Annotated in this window: 20 protein-coding genes; 9 read left to right on the top strand and 11 right to left on the bottom strand. The window is 49.3% G+C overall.

Features of this window, described 5'->3' with window-relative positions; all coding sequences use genetic code 11:
- The 4 genes from A8707_RS19740 to A8707_RS19730 form a co-directional block, all read right to left on the bottom strand.
- On the bottom strand, positions 1–253 hold a 253-nt coding region (locus A8707_RS19740), incomplete at its 3' end, for a transposase (protein WP_068818922.1).
- A 33-nt stretch (positions 254–286) separates the two neighbouring features.
- Positions 287–451 (bottom strand): hypothetical protein, encoded by a 165-nt coding sequence (locus tag A8707_RS28440; protein WP_156518747.1) that lies wholly within the window; start codon positions 449–451, stop codon positions 287–289.
- Between the two features lie 96 nt (positions 452–547).
- Complete coding sequence (locus tag A8707_RS19735; protein ID WP_068818921.1) at positions 548–940, bottom strand: hypothetical protein; 393 nt, start codon at positions 938–940, stop codon at positions 548–550.
- A 70-nt stretch (positions 941–1,010) separates the two neighbouring features.
- A complete protein-coding gene (locus A8707_RS19730; RefSeq protein ID WP_068818920.1) occupies positions 1,011–1,199 on the bottom strand; it encodes a LapA family protein in 189 nt (62 codons plus the stop codon).
- A 388-nt stretch (positions 1,200–1,587) separates the two neighbouring features.
- Here A8707_RS19730 and A8707_RS19725 point away from each other — a divergent pair, with 388 nt between their 5' ends.
- Together A8707_RS19725 and A8707_RS19720 are read left to right on the top strand one after the other, a co-directional pair.
- On the top strand, positions 1,588–1,830 hold the full coding sequence (locus A8707_RS19725) for a hypothetical protein (protein ID WP_068818919.1): 243 nt from the start codon (positions 1,588–1,590) through the stop codon (positions 1,828–1,830).
- Positions 1,831–1,866: 36 nt separating this feature from the next.
- The gene (locus A8707_RS19720; protein WP_068818918.1) at positions 1,867–4,500 is read left to right on the top strand and encodes a chloride channel protein; all 2,634 of its coding nucleotides are present in this window, start codon (positions 1,867–1,869) and stop codon (positions 4,498–4,500) included.
- A 36-nt stretch (positions 4,501–4,536) separates the two neighbouring features.
- On the opposite strand, the gene A8707_RS19715 is transcribed toward A8707_RS19720, so the two are convergent.
- The 6 genes from A8707_RS19715 to A8707_RS19695 all read right to left on the bottom strand — a co-directional run bounded on the left by A8707_RS19715 (position 4,537) and on the right by A8707_RS19695 (position 10,809).
- Positions 4,537–6,150, bottom strand: coding sequence for a Na+/H+ antiporter (locus tag A8707_RS19715; protein WP_068818917.1), 1,614 nt, complete (start codon positions 6,148–6,150; stop codon positions 4,537–4,539).
- 594 nt (positions 6,151–6,744) lie between these two features.
- Positions 6,745–6,885 carry a hypothetical protein gene (locus A8707_RS28435; RefSeq protein ID WP_156518746.1) on the bottom strand — a complete coding sequence of 47 codons (141 nt, stop codon included), beginning with the start codon at positions 6,883–6,885 and terminating at the stop codon, positions 6,745–6,747.
- Between the two features lie 20 nt (positions 6,886–6,905).
- On the bottom strand, positions 6,906–7,886 hold the full coding sequence (locus tag A8707_RS19710) for a mechanosensitive ion channel family protein (protein WP_068818916.1): 981 nt from the start codon (positions 7,884–7,886) through the stop codon (positions 6,906–6,908).
- A gap of 81 nt (positions 7,887–7,967) precedes the next feature.
- A complete protein-coding gene (locus A8707_RS19705; RefSeq protein ID WP_068818915.1) occupies positions 7,968–8,573 on the bottom strand; it encodes a DUF3611 family protein in 606 nt (201 codons plus the stop codon).
- A gap of 86 nt (positions 8,574–8,659) precedes the next feature.
- Positions 8,660–9,640: an S-layer homology domain-containing protein gene (locus A8707_RS19700; RefSeq protein ID WP_068818914.1), complete on the bottom strand. Its 981-nt coding sequence runs from the start codon at positions 9,638–9,640 to the stop codon at positions 8,660–8,662.
- Between the two features lie 158 nt (positions 9,641–9,798).
- Positions 9,799–10,809 carry a DUF389 domain-containing protein gene (locus A8707_RS19695; protein WP_068818913.1) on the bottom strand — a complete coding sequence of 337 codons (1,011 nt, stop codon included), beginning with the start codon at positions 10,807–10,809 and terminating at the stop codon, positions 9,799–9,801.
- A gap of 1,062 nt (positions 10,810–11,871) precedes the next feature.
- Here A8707_RS19695 and A8707_RS19690 point away from each other — a divergent pair.
- The 5 genes from A8707_RS19690 (at position 11,872) to A8707_RS19675 (ending at position 15,738) form a co-directional block, all read left to right on the top strand.
- A complete protein-coding gene (locus A8707_RS19690; protein ID WP_068818912.1) occupies positions 11,872–12,093 on the top strand; it encodes a hypothetical protein in 222 nt (73 codons plus the stop codon).
- A gap of 100 nt (positions 12,094–12,193) precedes the next feature.
- Positions 12,194–12,370 (top strand): hypothetical protein, encoded by a 177-nt coding sequence (locus A8707_RS28430; protein ID WP_156518744.1) that lies wholly within the window; start codon positions 12,194–12,196, stop codon positions 12,368–12,370.
- Positions 12,371–12,393: 23 nt separating this feature from the next.
- Complete coding sequence (locus A8707_RS19685) at positions 12,394–12,939, top strand: universal stress protein (protein WP_068818911.1); 546 nt, start codon at positions 12,394–12,396, stop codon at positions 12,937–12,939.
- Between the two features lie 11 nt (positions 12,940–12,950).
- Entirely contained in the window at positions 12,951–15,344 is a 2,394-nt protein-coding gene (locus A8707_RS19680) for a phosphoketolase family protein (RefSeq protein WP_068818910.1), read from the top strand.
- Positions 15,345–15,378: 34 nt separating this feature from the next.
- Positions 15,379–15,738: a SpoIIAA family protein gene (locus A8707_RS19675; RefSeq protein WP_068818909.1), complete on the top strand. Its 360-nt coding sequence runs from the start codon at positions 15,379–15,381 to the stop codon at positions 15,736–15,738.
- 269 nt (positions 15,739–16,007) lie between these two features.
- Here the strand turns inward: A8707_RS19675 and A8707_RS29230 are convergent, their stop codons facing one another.
- Positions 16,008–16,301 carry a hypothetical protein gene (locus tag A8707_RS29230; protein WP_197484907.1) on the bottom strand — a complete coding sequence of 98 codons (294 nt, stop codon included), beginning with the start codon at positions 16,299–16,301 and terminating at the stop codon, positions 16,008–16,010.
- Positions 16,302–16,376: 75 nt separating this feature from the next.
- Between A8707_RS29230 and A8707_RS29225 the strand changes: the two genes are divergently transcribed.
- Complete coding sequence (locus A8707_RS29225) at positions 16,377–16,616, top strand: hypothetical protein (protein WP_197484905.1); 240 nt, start codon at positions 16,377–16,379, stop codon at positions 16,614–16,616.
- Positions 16,617–17,178: 562 nt separating this feature from the next.
- Positions 17,179–17,949 (top strand): PRC-barrel domain-containing protein, encoded by a 771-nt coding sequence (locus tag A8707_RS19665; protein WP_068818907.1) that lies wholly within the window; start codon positions 17,179–17,181, stop codon positions 17,947–17,949.
- Positions 17,950–17,987 lie beyond the last annotated feature (38 nt).

The raw sequence follows: 17,987 nt of genomic DNA, 5'->3' as shown, positions 1-17,987 counted from the left end.
TCAACTGTCCAATCTGTCGATACAACTCATCGAGGTGGGCTTGCCCTTCTGGCTCTACTTTGCTGGCGCTGGAACCGCGCTCAAACACCTCACTCATGCCCGCTAGAAGATGCCGTTTCCAACCGTGAATCATCGTCGGATGCACGCTATATTGACTCGCAATTTCAGCAATGGTTTTCTCTCCTTTCACCGCTTCAATCGCAACTTTTGCTTTGAATTGAGAACTGTACTGTTTGCGTTTGTTTTTGCTCATAACCATTCCTATCATGGGTGGGAAGTTTAGAGCTTATTCACCTGTCCAGTTTTTGGGTTCCACCTCAAGCAGCTCAAAGTTCTGAATTCTCAACGGTCTGAGCGCAGATGCTTCGGGAGACGTTCGCTGCGTCAAAATTCGAGCGAACCCTCTCCCTAACAGCTTCAGCAAAACAAATAACACGATCGTGGCAATCACCGTGTAGAGCGCCCCGAATAAGAGACTTTGAGCGCTATGTTCTTGTCGATATTGCCCGATCGCAGTTCGGAGTTTAGCGACATATGCATCGGCAAGCTACGATCGCGTTTTACCTGCGAATTGAGCATCGGCATCTGTAATGCTAAACAGTAGCTGGTCGCCTGCCTCGATCGTCGTCGCGTATTGTTGGTCTTTTACTTTGATTGTATCGATTGGAATAGCAACATCAGCCGCGATCGCTTCCACTCTTTGAGTCACAGCCCGCGCTCGTTCTGCTGCTGAGAAGGAGCCGACTTGTGCTTGTACTACAAATAGCTGTTCACCCGCTAGTAAGACAGGAGTCTCCTTGACTCGATTATCGATTGGATTGTCGATCGAGTTTGCGGAACTGGTTTGAGCGATCGCGAAGGGAACGGAGATCGTCAGCAAAAAAACAGCTAGGGCGATCGTTAAAAACCACTCTAACTGTTTACGAACGTTGAATTTCATGTCCTGAGCCTTAGATTACTGAATCGGAAAGTTTGAAAATTGTGTAGGAGGGTAGTTTTGCCGATCGCTCTCAGACGGTGGCAGTTCTGCGGGTCGAGCAGGACTGCTGACTGCTAATTTCTGCTCCAACTCCTAAATTTTCCATCGACGCTTCGTAGCTCCAGCCCAGAAAATGAATCGCGACGGGTGCAGCATTTTGAGTTGCAAAGACCACTGGGACGATCGCAATCAGCAGCGCCAAAATCGTTAACAGTTTCACAATGTTCTTCTCTAGGAGTGTCAGAAAATAGGGGTGTTAGAAACATCGTTACCCAAACTTATCGTATCACTGCCTTCAGCTCACTGAATCGTTTACCAATCGTTGCCTCCCATTCGACGATCGCTCAACACACGATCGTCATTCGATTACAACGTTCGTTTTTGTGGCGACCCTCCAGAATAGAGATGAACAGCCGCTTCAATAGACCTCCTGCACGAATCCTTCGCCCTCACCCTAGCCCTCTCCCTGAGGAGAGGGAACAAGAGATTCTAGCTCCCTGGGGAGAAGGGTTGGCGAGGGCTTGCCCCACTTCGTGAGGAGGGCTGTCCAGATTCACGCAGGAGGTCTGATCAAGATTAAGCACTTTTATCATTTTGTGGAGGGAAATATGAAACATTCATTTGAAGACCCAGATAGAAGTCTCCGTTCTGTCCATCTGCTTCAGCAGATATCTCTCCGAGATTGCTCAAACCTTACTTTTGGGCGAACGGAGTTATATCTGCTGAAGCTGTTGTTTGGGGGTGGCGTTGCGATAGACTCTTGGTTTAATCATCAACCACAGCAGTCTTGGCGATCGCCGACTGAGCAGCCTTCAGATGTCCATCCAGCATCTCCAAAATTGCTGCTCTAACCAGATTGCTGTGTCTGCACTCTCCCCAAAGACATCATGGTACGCATCGGAAAATCGATCTGGAACCGCTTTTTGCGTCTGCTGTTGCGTCCGAAGCGATTGGCAATTTTTGAAGCTTGCCTGATTGGATTAGTGTCAGGACTGGCGGCGCTCCTACTTGCACAAAGCGTTGGTTGGCTCGGTGGATGGCGGCAACAGGCAGCACATTTAATCCCAGCGTATATTGCTTTACCCCTGATTGGGTCGCTGGGTGGATTCTTGTCTGGATTGATCGTCGATCGTCTAGCTCCAGCCGCAAGTGGCAGCGGCATGACCGAAGTAAAGGCGGTACTCGCGAATGTTCCGATGCCCCTAAATCTACGAATCGCGCTGGTGAAGTTGGTCAGCGCCACGCTCGTCCTGGCGGCTGGAATGCCCCTTGGACGAGAAGGACCAACCGTACAAATTGGGGCAGCGTTGGCGAGTCAATTGACTCGATGGTTTCCCACGTCACCCGATCATCGTCGTCAAATTCTCGCCGCCGGAGCGGGAGCGGGACTTGCTGCTGCGTTTAATGCGCCGATCGCAGGTGTTTTATTTGTCGTCGAAGAACTGCTGCAAGACGTGTCTGGCATCACGTTAGGAACCGCGATCCTGGCTTCGTTCATCGCGTCGGTTGTCGCTCGCATTAGTGGTTCGCACAATCTCGATTTAGATTTGCATCTGGTCGTCTCCAATACCAGCTTTTCTGCTCCTGAGATTCCCTTTTATCTGCTGCTTGGAGTGCTGGCAGGCGGTCTCGGTGTGCTGTTCAATCGCTCAATTCTGACGAGTTTGACCTTGTACCGCCGTCTCAATGTGAGCTTGCCCTGGCGAGTCGGATTTGCGGGACTCATGACCGGAATTGCCTTTGCTGCCTTACCCGATCTTTTTCGAGACAATGCGGGACTGAGGGAACTGCTCTTAACGGGGAATGCAGACTGGCAGCTCGTCGCGATCGTCTTTTGCGTCCAATTTTTTCTGATCGTCGCTACCTATGGTTCTGGCGCACCGGGAGGATTGCTGATTCCCAGTATGGTGCTAGGTGCGGCGCTCGGCTACCTCGTTGGCGTTGGAGAACACCAAATTTTGGGGTTAAGTCTAGCCACTACTTATGCACGAGTGGGAATGGCAGCCTTTTTCTGTGCAGTTGCTCGGACTCCGATCACAGCGGTCATCATCGTGTTTGAAATGACCGCTGACTTTAATTTAGTATTGCCGTTGATGATTGTCTCTGTAACTTCTTATCTGATTGCAGAATTGTTTGAAGAAGGTTCACTCTATGACGATCTGCTTGAATTTAAAGGCATTCATCTGACCAAAGAAACGACCGCCCAAGATCCTTGGACCGATCTAACCGCATCGGACGTCATGCAGCCCAGAGTCGAAACGCTTCCTAGTCGAATGCGGCTCGAAGAAGCACTACAGGCGTTTTCTCAGTCTTCGCATCGCACATTTCCGATCGTCGAAAGCGGCAAGCTAGTTGGCATTCTCACTCAAAAGGATATTGCTAACCTTTCTGTACGCGGATTGAACGGCGAGAATCTGGTGAGCGATCTGATGACCCCCGATCCCGTCCGCATTGACCCAGAAGATACGCTTGCCTACGTGCTGCATTTACTCGATCGACACGATCTCAGCAGCTTACCCGTTGTAGAAGGACGGCGATTGATTGGAATTATCACCCGCAGCGACATCATTCGCGTTGAAGCAGCGTATCTCAACAACGAAAGCCTCACGGAACCCAATGCAGAACGCTCACACCTGATTTACCAAACGCGCTCGCCAGAAACCGGACAAGGGCGCATCCTCGTGCCGTTGAGTAACCCAAAAACATCGCTGATGCTCCTAGAAATGGCAGTGGCAATTGCCCACGATCGCAACTATGAAATCGAATGTTTGCAGGTGATTGTTGTACCAAAACATCATGCGCTTGCAGAAACGCCAGTGAAAACAGCAGAAAGTCAAAAACTACTAAAGCAGGCAAGCCGTTTGAGTCAGGCATGGCGAGTTCCGATGCATACTCAGATTCGAGTAGCGCATGATTTGTCAGGTGCCATTCTAGAAACGCTCAAAGAGCGACACATTGATCTCGTCGTCATGGGTTGGAAAGGCAGTACAACTACGCCGGGGCGGGTATTTAGTCGCGTGGTCGATACCATGATTCGACAAGCTGCTTGTGAAGTAGTCTTGGTGAAGCTAAGTGATTCCTTTGAAGTTGCACAAAGTGCGAATCGACCTAGCCTTGAACGATGGTTGGTGCCGATGGCAGGCGGACCTAATGCCCAAGAAGCGGTTCGATTGCTGCCTGCATTGATGTCTCTGAGTAAAGCCGCACAAATCCGATTATTTCACGTATATGATGCTTCAGAAGAGCGCAAAACCGATGATGCGGGGTTGGACACTGAGGCAGTTTTGGCAGCCGCCGCTCAGTTCCTCAAGCCTCATACGAATGCTTCTATCTTGACAACTTCGGTCTGCGCTGATTCTGTGCCTGCGGCAGTGCTGAGTTATGCCAAACAAGATCAAAGCGATGTCATTGTTTTGGGTGCGAGTCGAGAGGGCTTGCTGCAACAAATGCAGCAGGGAAATATTCCCGCCGTGATTTCTCGCCAAAGCACCTGCACTGTGATTTTGGTGAGAGCGTCATGAAGCTGAAAAGAGACAAAAGTAAATTGTAGGGCGATGCTACTCTGGGAATTTGTTCTCATCTTGAAACCTTTTGTAGAGGAACGAAGAGAGTTCTTGATTCAGTAGCCCTGTTCGGACTAAATCTGCGTAGGTGTCGGCTTCGATCGCAATCAGTTCGCTGTGTAATTGTTGGGTAATCCAGTCTCGGATCGCCGGATTTTCTACTTCAAATCGACTGATTTCTGTTTGTAAAAGCTGTAATTCTTCCTGAATTACAGCTTTTGAGTCACGATAAATTTCTGGCTCAATATTAGGACGCAACTCAACTTCATCCAAGTGTTGCAACACTCGACTCAATGCCATATGTCGAGCGATCGCTTCTACATACTTCTGACGCAGCGGCTGGCTACCGAGCAGCTTTAACGCCATCATCAACGGTTGAATGCTCAGTCCTTGAACGAGTAGCGTAAACAAAACCGCACCAAAAACGGCTGCAATGATCGCATCTCGATCGCCCAAACTTCTCGAAACGCTCAGAGCAAGCGCGATCGAAACCGAGCCGCGTACTCCGCCCCACCAGAGCACCGTTTGCTCTTTGATCGGAATCCGAATTTTAATCAGGCGATTGCTAAACCATCCCAATCCATAGATCGCGATCGCACGAGTCAGAAACATCATCCCCACAGTCACCGCGATAATACCCAAGTTCTTTCCCAGACTCGTAAAGTGAATCTGATCTCCAATCAACAGAAACACGATCGAGTTGACAAAAAACGATAAAAACTCCCAAAATGCCGTCACAATCACTCTTGTCCGAGGACTCATGCCAATCTGAGAGCCGAAGTTGCCCAAAATTAACCCAGTGGCAACCACCGCAATCACCCCCGATCCTCCCAAATCTTCAGCAAGTAGATATACTCCATAGGCAGAAACGAGCGTTAATGATTGCTCGACTAAGGGCAAATCAAACCGCTGCGTGATGTAGGAAATTCCAAACCCGATCGTGCTGCCGATCCCGATCCCAATTCCAACTACCTGAACAAACTCAAGCAAAATAGATTGCGGCGTTAGCTCACTCGCTCCATACGCCATTGCCGACAAAGCGCTAAACGCAACAACCGCCATGCCATCATTAAATAAACTCTCGCCTTCCATGACCGTTCTCAGTCGTTTATCTGCACCCAGTTCTCGAAACAAGGCGGTGACAGAAACCGGGTCAGTAGCAGACAGACACGCCCCGATCAATAAGGCAATCGGCAGTGCGACGTTTGCAAGCTGGTTAAGTCCGATCGCAACTCCTGCAACCGTAATGACAACACCCCCGATCGCATAGAGACAAATAGGAAAGAAGTCACGTTTTAAGTCTGACCACTGCAAGTTCCAAGCTGCTTCAAACAGCAGTGGCGGCAAAAAAATTGATAGAATTAGCCCTGGCGAGAGTTCCACTAACCGAATATCGACGAAGGCTAAACCTAACCCGACGATGACCAATAAAAGGGTGTAGGGAATCCGATGGAGCCAGCTTATAATCTGGGGTAGCGTGGCAACGCCGAGAGAGACCGCAAGCACTAAAAGAAATTGCTTCAAGTTGACCGCAATTTCATGTGGGTTTAGCTGTACAGCTTCAGATGAAGTTTGTTGAATGAGCAGCGTTGTGGCATCAAGAAACATAGAGATGATTTGGAGTTAGCTGAACCGTTTTTTCGTCTTAGAAGTGACGAAACGAATGCACTTTGTGATGTGTAACCGGATGGGCAGTGGAATAATTTGTCCACAGCAAAGAGAGCACAGAGCGATAGACAAGGAGCGGCTTGCACAGGCGTTGATAGCATGAAGCAAATTGATTATTGCTGACTGGGAGCAAGCGATCGAGCCGTCACATCTGTACATTGTAGATAAATTAACACAGGTTCCTTTCAGAAGCTGGCGATCGATAAGCATTCTGACCCTTTGAGTTAAATCTTCAATCTCTTTCATACTCTCGCGGTACGACGAAACTAGCCGTTGACGGGAATGCTTTGATGATTCTTTAACTGTCCTTCTCTTTAGGAGAAAAGCTATTCTTCGTCTTCCGAAGCGGTTACAGAGCTTTCTGCTGGAACGACTAACCGTTGTCCCCGCCCCCGGCGGCAAGTCATGGGGCACCAATCGCCAAGCTCCTTCTGCACGAACGATCTAGCGCCCAGCTTTGGAGGATGGCTTCCCCCCGAAGGGGACTGGGTAAGCGCGCCCTCCACTGAACATCTCACGCAAACTACGAGCGTGTCACGACGCAACCAGAAACAATGCAAGTGCGAATGCGTTCTGCCACTTTCCTTGAACAACGGCAGCAATCACAGCAGCGCTGAGCAGTCCCTGTCCCACATAAGCCGCAGTCCGGTATCCTGACCATCTTGCACTTAACATTGCTCCAAACATTGCTCTAATTACTCTTTACCGTTTTGGTGAGTTCGTGCCTCAGCAAGCGCCCTCAAAGAACCTCCGATACTGCGAGGCTTTGGGGCATTCCCTTGACCCACGGGCCACCCTTCACGCTGACGAGCGCGATCGCCATCCGTTTCCTCAGTCTGGTCATGAAAGAGAATCTGCTGGGTTGGGAAAGGCAGGTCAATTCCGTTCGCTGTTAGCTTATTTTTAATGGCTGTAAGAACGCGATCTTGCAGTTCGAGAGTTTCAGCGCGGCGCGGCGGTTTAATCCACCAACGGGCACGGATGTTTACCGAACTTCCTGCTAACTCCATCACGATCGCATCGGGAGCAGGTTGCTCTAACACTCCATCAGTTTCACGCATCGCCTCTAAAATCGATCGCTTTGCTTCATCAATATCATCGCCATAGCCAATTCCAATGTCATACTGCAAGCGTCGGTGCTCGAATGCTGTATTGACCGTCACCGAGTTTGTAAATAGCTCCGAATTTGGAATCACAATGCGACGACCATCATAGGTGCGAATCGTGGTTGCCCGCGTTTGAATACTTTCGACTGTGCCCTCAAAATTCTTGAAGACAATCTGATCATCGATTTCAAACGGCTCAGTTAACAAAATCAAAATGCCTGATAGGAAGTTTTGTAGGATGTCTCGAAACGCAAAACCAATGGCTACTCCACTGATTCCTAATAGTTGAACTAGGTCTCCTGCTTTGAGTGAAGGAATCACGATCGAGAGAGAAATGAACAGTCCCGTGAGAATGGTTGCACCTTGCGCCAATCGTCCTAGCACCAGCCCTAAATTACGAGCATTGCGGCGATCGCGGGTTAAATCTCTAACAACTCGCTTGATTGCCCTGGCGACGAAAAAGAAAATCGCAAAAACAACCAGCGCCAAGACAAGGTTAGGCAGTAAGACAATGAAGTCATTCACCATCGACTGTACCTTAGCCCAAAGCTCCGATACTCCTGTATTCATAACGCTATCAATTGAGAAGGTGACTCACTCTAGTCAACGTCAACAAAATAATCTTCTACCTACAGAGGTTAATTTGTAACTCTAACGATGGAGCCATTCAAATACGCTCAGAGAAGCAACAGCGCCTACGAAATTTGCTGCAATTCCGCTCATATTTGCCATCGCGACCATGATATCGATTGACCGAATCATGCGAGTCGGGTCGTAGATAGCAACACCTTGCGGTTGAGAGATCGCCTTTGAGAGCAAGACTCCCAGCGTGGCTCCACCGCCTAAAATGGTTAGCAACATTCCAACTAAGCCCACGATCGCACCCAAGCGCAACACGTTCATCACCTCTGATTTCGCAGGATGTTTCATGGTGTCTGCATGACGCAAACGTTTTGAAAATCGCGTCTGTAGAAAGGCAAGATAAATTCCACCTAAGAGCGCTAAAATTCCACAAACTGCCCAAAAAATCCCGACACCGATGCCGGGAGCCGTTCCTGGATTCACATTGACCCCAACACTGGGTAAAACTGCTGTATTCTGGCTAAAACTACGACCTGCGATCGCAAACATCAGCAGCAGTACAGAAATCGCTCCAAAGCCAATTTGAAGAGAGAGACCAACCCATCCGGTCAATCGTAAAACGTTGCCTATTCTTTCGAGCTTTGCCTCAAGTGATTGCTTTTCAGCCATCTGCATAAAATTACTCCATTGCTTAGTGTGGTTTTAGGTTTTACGAGTCCTTCAGGGCTGCGCTCGGCGCTGATCAGGCTCAATCCGGCTGACTAACGCTGACCAACAACGTATTGATTTGCCGTCTGCTCCGCGATCGGTGTCGCCCTACCCTGGCTGACCAGTGCCTGATAAATCAACGCGGCAATTTCTCCACGAGTGGCAGGCTGATTCGGATTCAGCAGGCTGAGATTGGGATGATTGACCACAATTCCGGCTCTTGTCGCGGCAGCAACATCGTCCACTGCATACTGAGGAATCTTGTCAGCGTCCAGATAGTAATCCCGCAGCAAACTAGAAGCAGATCTTTGCGTTGCTGGCTGGGCTGCTTTCAATGGAGCAGTCGCAGTTGGCTGAGTGGCTTGGGAAGAGGTTCCTAAAGGAGTAGAAGCCGCATTAGCAGGCGCAGGACGACTGACAAAGGGCTGCATTAACGCAAGCATCGCCATCGGGATTACCCTTGTTCTTCTCGTGGCTTGAGGACGAACAGGTTGTGCAGCATTCGCTTGTGCAGCAGGAGCTTGATTCGTTGAGTTGAGAACAGCCGCAACAGGTTGGTTTGCGCCTCGCAGGTTCAGATTTCTGGCAAGTGATGCGATCGCTTCAACTTTCGTGACGGGCTGCTGAGGGCGAAAATATCCACCAGGATATCCATTCATGAACCCCATTTCATAAGCAGACTCGATCGCTGGAGCCGCCCAGTTACCTTTCGGAACATCTTTGTAAACGCTACCACTCGCAATCTGTCGTTCTTTCTTTTGGTTAAAGGCATCCCGAATAATGGCAGCAAACTCGTCGCGATCGACGGCTTGTTTGGGGCGGTAGGTTCCATCGGGATAGCCACTCACGATATTCCGCTGCGCCAGCGATTGAATGAAGGGTTGTGCCCAGTAGTTTTGGGTATCTAGAAAAGCGGTGTTAGATGCGGCAGTCGCTGGAGTTGAGGTTGGTACTGCGATCGCGGAGATCGTCCCTACGCTTAATCCCGATAAGATTGCTCCACTAAGAAGAGTTTTTTGAAAAATGTAAGACATAATGCTTCTCCCGAACGTATTTCCGAAGCTTGATTAACTTTGTTTTGAACGCTCTCAGGTTACCTTTCATATCGCTGGCTTCCCTCCATCAAACGATAGAGGGTTTGGAGTACGTTCAAAAAACGGGTTTTTAAGTTGCGGTTTGACCTAGAAGAAGATCACGGCTGCGGATTCGTATTAGAATCGGCTCTGACCTCTGTGATTTTACCTACTTGAAAAATCAATCTGAACTGCTGTCCTGTTTCTCGTTTTAGAAAAGCTTCTAACAGTCGGACTTGTTTGGGAGTAATCGGATCTGTTGCTTGCACATTCAAACGAACTTCGGGTGGATTGGTCAACCAATTGGTATCAATATTGACTAGCTCTAAGCGCTGAAAGGTGACGGTTCGATTGAGCAGTACGGATTCCAAACTTGCTTCCAGCCGAGACTGACGGATCAACCTCACAAAACTTACACTAAGCGGGACGACCAGCAAACCTGTTAAAACGAGAGTGATCATTAAAGGCTTCCGCACTCGTTCTAGCGGAGAGCAACCTGTGATCAAGAAAGCGATCATACAGGCAAGAATGATGCCGAGCAAGTTCGTCAAATACAGTAAGGTTGCTCCTAAGCTGAGTGACCAATTTGCATGAGACACTCCCAACCCAACCACGCAAATCGGCGGCATCAGAGCAACCGCGATCGCAGTTCCCGCCAAACTAGCCGAAATTTTGGGCTGAAGCTTTGCATATCCGCTAATTCCTCCCGCCGCGATCGCAATACCCAGATCTAACAAGGTAGGTTTAGTCCGAGAGAGGATTTCACTTCCAAAACTAGATAAACCGGAAACAAGACCGAGACTGTAAGCAATTCCAACTGCTAGCAAAGTTCCGACACTGAGGGCAATTAGGCTTTGTCGAAGGAGTTGAATGTTTGCGGTGAGAGCGCTGAACGCCAAGGCTCGGATCGGCAGCATGAGAGGTGCGATGATCATTGCTCCGATGATGACCGCAACACTGTTAGAGAGAAGTCCCAGTGTAGCGATGATACAAGACCCAATAACTAGCGTTAAATAAGTCAGATTCGGGGTTGCTTCATCCAAAAACTCGGTCTGAAGCTTGTGTTGTTGGTCAGGTTCTGCCTGAAGTCGCCTGAATTTGTATAAGCGATCGCGAACATTGCTGAACAAAGCTGTCTCTCCTTTTTTACAATTGCATCATCAAAAGAGCGTGTTTAGTGAGTTCTCCATCGATTATCGTCAAACTCCTTGAGATCTTGTCTTGCTCAATCAGCGGACAAAAGTGAAACTAACATAAATTTGGATTCAGTCGCATGATCGCTTTTGTCTTTTCCATTGGTCAGAAGCGATCGTTGCTCTCAATTTCTAGAGCGGTTCCGCTCAAGACAAAACGGCAAATCGAATTTCGTGCAGGTTGATCGGTTAGATAAGATCAATCGATTGAAGGTGAACGTTTTGGTTGCAGCTTATTCCTGTTGATCACCACTTCGATCTCGATCGCACACAGTAAAGTCATTCAATTGCCCAAAACTGAGGCTGAAACTTCACTAGACCTCCTGCATGAATCCTTTGCCCTCGCCCTAAGGAGAGGGAACAAGAGGTTCTAGCTCCCTTCTCTCTGGGGAGAAGGTTGGCGAGGGCTTGCTCCACTGCGTGAGGAGGGCTGTCTAGATTCACACAGGAGATCTACTGATGATCGAGAATTCTACGGCTTCATAATCAAGTAACTCTTTCAGGCGATGGCGGACGGTTAAAACTCCGTTCCACCGTCTTTTTGTTGTCCTATTTAATTTTTGAATATATCGATTCTTTTCCCCACAACCTTCTAGGTTTAATCTAATTTTTCGAGATGCCTGGAGTTACCTTAGCTGAGGTCTTGCACCTGATTAAAGCCCCTCATTCGTAGCATTCAACCGCCCTGAACTGAAGTTCGGGCTAATCAGGGGGAGGTCTATTGAAACGGACTGAAAGTCAACTCTAGTCTGCTCTTGAGTCCGTTTTAACGGACTTTTTACCATTAGCCCGAACTTCAGTTCAGGGCGGGTTATCGGGCTAACTGAGAATGCTGCAAGATCTCAGTTAGCTTAAATCGATGGAAATCCAAGTCGATAGAGGATTGCAGACAAATTGCCCAGAGAGCAAAACTTGCCAGAAAGCTGTACATCACAATTTATCTCGTAATCAATCGATTCACACACCAAATCAAACACTCGACCTTTAGGGTAGGAGTCGATGAGCAACACTATCTTGATTTTTCTGTCTGACATCGCCGCGATCGCATCGTCAGAAAGAGGCTGCAATCTAGTCCGATCGACCTCAATCAAACGACCCCCTTGCTATCGCACAGGACGACTAATTGAGCTGATCGACGTTTTTGTCGTACCGCAAATATCAGCACGATCGTGGCTGAATTTGTGGGGATCGCAATTCCATTTTGGCTTGCAAGTCGCTTAGAACACCGTGGGGAGGCGCACGATCGAATCGGGATTGAATTGAACAGAGAAATCTAAAGCAGGCGAACTGTTGCTCAAACTAGCAAAAATGTAGGTTCAAGGTGAAGCAAACACTGGAGCTAGTGATAGCAGTCGAGACTCAGAGACCGCCTAACCAGAAGCCGTTCAATGACTCAATGGTCAATCACAGGATGCAATTGATTGATTATGTTGGAGCGGCTGTTCTTCTCAGCATCGTGGTCGTTGCGATCTCAATGCTTGCTGCCCGACTCAAATAAGCATGACACAGAGGCTCAAAGTAATGAACTTTAAACGAATTCTGGTCGCCATTAATCATTCTCCGCTAACATCCACCGTATTCGATCAAGCACTCTATTTAGCACACCAGGAGAAAGCTCATTTAATGATTCTCCACTGTGTTGCAGATACTGCTGAATTCAGCCAAGGGATCGAATCAGCGAGTATGTATGGACTCTATCCGAACAACACCGCATTTTCTCGACTCCTCAACACCGAAACGATTCAGTCCGAGAATCATGAGGCAGAATCTTGGCTACAAGAATACTGCCAGCAGGCAACGGCTCTGAATGTGCCAGTAGAACATCAATACCATTTTGGTGATCCAGGGACAACCATTTGCAGCGCCGCTCAACAGTGGAACGCCGATCTGATCATCTTAGGTCGGCACGATCACGCTGCGATCGCAGAGTTTTTCACAGGTAGCGTCAGTAACCATGTGTTGCATCATGCGAATTGTTCTGTCTTAGTGATCAAAAAAGATAGCTATAGCCTCGTCGTCGAGCCGCAACTGGAATTGGAACCCCCTCAAGTCACTCCCCTACATTAGGAACTTAAACCATGATAGCCAATACGCTGACCACAAAAAACAACACGCTGAGTCCAGAACTGCTCCACAAAATGGATGCCTACTGGCGCGCCGCTAACTATTTGTCTGTTGGGCAAATCTACCTCTACGACAACCCATTGCTAAAGGAGCCGCTGAAACTTTCACACGTCAAACCGCTGGTGGTTGGACATTGGGGGACGACACCGGGGCAGAACTTCATCTATGTGCATTTGAATCGAGTGATCAAGAAGTATGACTTGGATATGTTCTATATCGCGGGTCCTGGTCACGGAGGTCCGGCGATCGTGGGCAATGTTTACCTCGAAGGCACCTGGAGCGAGGTCTATCCAAACGTTACCCAGGATGAAGCGGGTCTGAAAAAGCTGTTCAAACAATTCTCGTTTCCCGGCGGGATTTCCAGCCATGTCGCACCCACCACACCCGGATCAATTCACGAAGGCGGTGAACTAGGATACTCGCTCAGTCATGCTTTCGGAGCCGCCTTCGATAATCCCGGTCTCATTGTCGCCTGCGTCATTGGCGATGGTGAAGCGGAGACGGGTCCTCTGGCGACCGCTTGGCAATCCAACAAGTTGCTCAATCCGATCACCGATGGGGCGGTTCTGCCGATTCTGCACCTGAATGGCTACAAAATCAGCAACCCCACCGTCCTGGCACGCATTGAGCCTGAAGAGTTGGAGCAATTTCTCCGAGGCTGCGGCTGGACACCCTACTTTGTGGAAGGCGACGATCCTGAAACAATGCACGAACTGATGGCAAGCACCTTGGATCGGGCGATCGAGGACATCCAGCAAAACCAAAGCAATGCGCAAAACAACAACGATGCAACTCGCCCCCGATCGCCGATGATTGTCCTCAAGTCCCCTAAAGGCTGGACGGGACCGAAAGTGGTCGATGGTTTGAAAATTGAAGGCACATTCCGGGCGCATCAAGTGCCATTGTTGGTGAATGCCGAGCATCCCGATCATGTCCAACTGCTAGAAAGCTGGATGAAAAGCTACAGGGCAGAAGAACTGTTCGACGAAAAAGGCTGCCTCCTCCCCGAATTGGCAGAGTTGGCTCCGAAAGGCGATCGACGCATGGGCGCAAATCCTCACGCCAACGGGGGTTTATTGCTGCGTGACCTGCACCTGCCAGACTTCCGTAACTACGCGGTGACGGTGCCTGCGCCGGGTGCTGTTGACGGTCAGGATACGCTCGTGCTGGGCAAGTTCTTGCGAGATGTGGTCAAGCTGAATCAGGAACAGCGGAATTTTCGCATCTTCGGTCCCGATGAAACGCTCTCAAATCTTCTAGGTGCAGTGTTTGAAGTCACCGATCGACAGTGGGACGCACGAGAAGAACACAACGATGAGTTCCTCGCGCCCGATGGACAAGTGCTGGACTCAATGCTGAGTGAGCATCAGTGCGAGGGTTGGTTAGAAGGCTATCTGCTGACCGGACGACACGGGCTATTCAATAGCTATGAAGCCTTCATCCGCATTGTGGATTCGATGTTCAGCCAGCACGCTAAATGGCTGAAGGTGACGGCGGAACTGCCCTGGAGACGACCGATCGCCTCGCTCAACTATCTGCTCGCCTCCCACGTCTGGCAGCAGGATCACAACGGATTCACGCACCAAGATCCCGGTTTTATCGACCATGTGATCAACAAAAAAGCGGACATTGTGCGAGTATATCTGCCAGCCGATGCGAACTGCTTGCTGTCGGTCTTTGACCACTGCCTGCGGAGCCGACACTATGTCAATGTGGTGGTAGCAGGTAAACACGCCCTACCCCAGTGGCTCACAATGGATGCCGCCGTGATCCATTGCACAGAAGGCATCGGGATTTGGCAATGGGCAAGCAATGATCAGGACTCTGAACCGGACGTAGTGATGGCTTGCTGTGGCGATACGCCGACGCTAGAGATTTTGGCGGCGGTTTCGATTCTGCGCAACCATCTCCCCGATCTGAAAATCCGGGTTGTGAATGTGGTCGATTTGATGAAGTTGCAGTCTGCCAGCGAACACCCCCACGGTCTGAACGAAACGGACTACGACTCGCTCTTCACCAAAGACAAGCACATCATCTTTGGCTTTCATGGCTATCCACAGTTGGTACATCGACTGACCTATCGCCGCACCAATCGCAACCTTCACGTCCGGGGCTACAAGGAAGAGGGCACGATCACAACGGCATTTGATATGCGGGTGCAAAATGACCTCGATCGCTTCCATCTAGTGCAAGACGTGATCGATCGTCTACCCCATTTAGGCGCGAAGGGGTCTTACCTGAAGCAAATGATGCAGGACAAGCTGATTGAACACACACTTTATATTGACCAGCACGGTGAAGATCTGCCAGAAATCCGCCACTGGAAATGGCATACGGAGACAACGTAGAAAGAGGAACCGTTGGTGAAGCAAGGAGTCCCAGATGCCTATTCAATTCAGGGAAGAAAACAGCGGCAAGGTTCTGCTTGTTCACGCGATCGACAAGCTGACTAAGGCAGATTACGAGTTCTTTCTACCTGAGATCGATCGCCTTGTCCAACTGTACGGAGCGTTGCATGTACTGATTGATGTGACCGCCCTCCAAGGTTGGGAAATCGATGCCCTGTGGGAGGACATCAAGTTTGATGTTGCCCACTTTGCCGATATTGAGCGACTCGCGATCGTCGGAGACAATCAGTGGCAGAAAGTCCTAACCTTGTTCGCTAAACCGTTCACTAAAGCGACGATCCACTACTTCAATCAGTCTGATACTACGGAAGCGCGACGGTGGTTGGATGGTTAGACGAGTCGTTAGATCTCCTGCACGAATCCTTCGCCCTCACCCTAGCCCTCTCTCCCCAAGGAGAGGGAACAAGAGGTTTTAGCTCCCTTCTCCCCAGGGAGAAGGGATTTCCTTCTGGATTGCTAACCGTCTAGAGCAGCCCTCGTCCTCAGATCAGGTTTCGTGAATCAGGCTTTTGAATCACAATTTGTATCGCAATCAATCAACTTAATCAACTTATACCAGAAATGAAATGGTTCCCTGTCACTATCACAAGAGTTACTTTTTGTTTAGTTGCGTTCCGCCTCCCTCAACTCAGTCGTTAGTTCAATCATCTGTGCAATATGAGACTTAAAGGCATTCACCACATTGAGCTTTCGGTACTCAACTACGAGGAGTCGATCGGATTCTTCGATCGGATGTTCGGCTGGCTTGGATACAAGAGTTTCTGGACCCTGGACATCGGCTATAGATCGACCTACTACATGGCGCGCTTTCCCTTCTTCCACAGCTACATCGGCATCCAGCCAGCCAAGACCGGAAGCAAGCTGGCTCATGTCGATCGTGCCACTGGAATACATCATGTCGCGCTCTGGGCGAGGAACAGAAAGGAGGTTAACGACTTCTACGCGAGCTTCTTGCTGAAAAACAACATTGATGTGACCGATCCACCCCGTGAGTATCCGACCTATACGCCGGGCTACTATGCCGTGTTCTTTGATGACCCGATAACGGGGATTCACTTCGAGCTGAGTCACACGCCGATGCTACCTTCTATTTCCAGCTATTGCGTGTGGATTCGGACGCTGAAGGATATCTGGCGAAGGCATCCTGAATGGAAAGCACCGCCCTGGAAAGAAGCGATGCGGAAGTTGCCCTCAAGGCATGGACAAGGCTAACAAGCGCGTGCATACGGCAAGATGTTGGTGAAGCTAGATTAGCAATTTCTAGAATGCTCTCGGCTCAAGTTTCGTGAACCAGGCTTTTGAATCACAATTTGTATCGTAGTCAATCAACTTAATCAACTTATACCAGAAATGAAATGGTTCCCTGTCACTATCACATTAAGCGTCCATCCTATGTAGATTTGAATTGAGTCATGAAGGAATATGACCTGAAGGTAAAACAGACTGCTGTTCACTCAGTTGCAACTCAGCCAGCTCAAACAAACCAGGAGAGAGCGATTAGAGCTGGAGACGGATTGTCTCTCATTCTCTTCATCTCCCCGATGGTTCTGGTCATTTCCATTCTGATGCTGGAAAAAGTTTGGAAAGTGGTCAGAGCAAAAGATGTAACGTTCAACTGCTCCCCTACGCTTCCCTGTAGGAACTGTCATTTCTTTACAAACAACCATTATCTACGCTGTACCGTACGCCCCTCTTGCGTTCTCACTAAGCAAGCACTCGATTGCTCTGACTATCGCCCTCTAAGTAAACATTGATCATGCAGGAAAACATCTCTATGCTAAGTAAAGCTAAGACCCTGGAAGGTTACAAGCTGGCAAACCTCGATGAGACGATCGGGACGGTTAAAGGATTCTACTTTGATGACCATTACTGGACTATTCGCTATTTGGTTGCTGACACCGGGAACTGGCTGACGGGCAGGCAGGTGCTAATCTCTCCCTATGCGCTGGCTGCTGTGGTAAAAGAACAGCATCACATCACCATCAATTTGACCAAACAGCAGATCGAGAGCAGTCCTTCCTTGAGCAGTGACAAACCAGTCTCTCGACAATTCGAGCTAGATTACTACGGGTATTACGGATTGCCGAGGTATTGGAGCAGTTCCTCTATGTGGGGAGCGTATCCCTACCCTTACCTGGAGCCTGACCGCGAAAAATGGCCTGAAGCTAACCCCGAAGAGAAAGGGTGGGACCCTCATTTGCGTAGCACCCGTGAGGTGACTGGCTATCACATCCAAGCCACAGACGGAGGACTGGGTCACATTGAGGATTTCATCATAGATGAGCAGACGTGGGCGATTCGGTATCTCATCGTCGATACCCGCAATTGGTTGCCTGGAAGAAAGATCCTGCTGTCACCGCAGTGGATCGATCGCGTGAGTTGGAGCGAGTCAAAAGTCTTCGTCAACCTTCCCCGCGAAACCATCAAGCAAGCACCAGACTATACAGAGGAGTCGCTGCGATCGCGGGATTATGAGACCCATCTGCATCAGCATTACAATCGCCCAGGTTACTGGGAATCGACCGCTAAGGAACTTGCCCGTTAAAGTGGACAAACCGTTAAACAAAAGAGGTCGCTATTGTT

This window comes from Phormidesmis priestleyi BC1401, from assembly GCF_001650195.1.
Classification (GTDB): domain Bacteria; phylum Cyanobacteriota; class Cyanobacteriia; order Leptolyngbyales; family Leptolyngbyaceae; genus Phormidesmis_A; species Phormidesmis_A priestleyi_B.
This window is presented reverse-complemented; position numbering and strand designations above follow the sequence as displayed.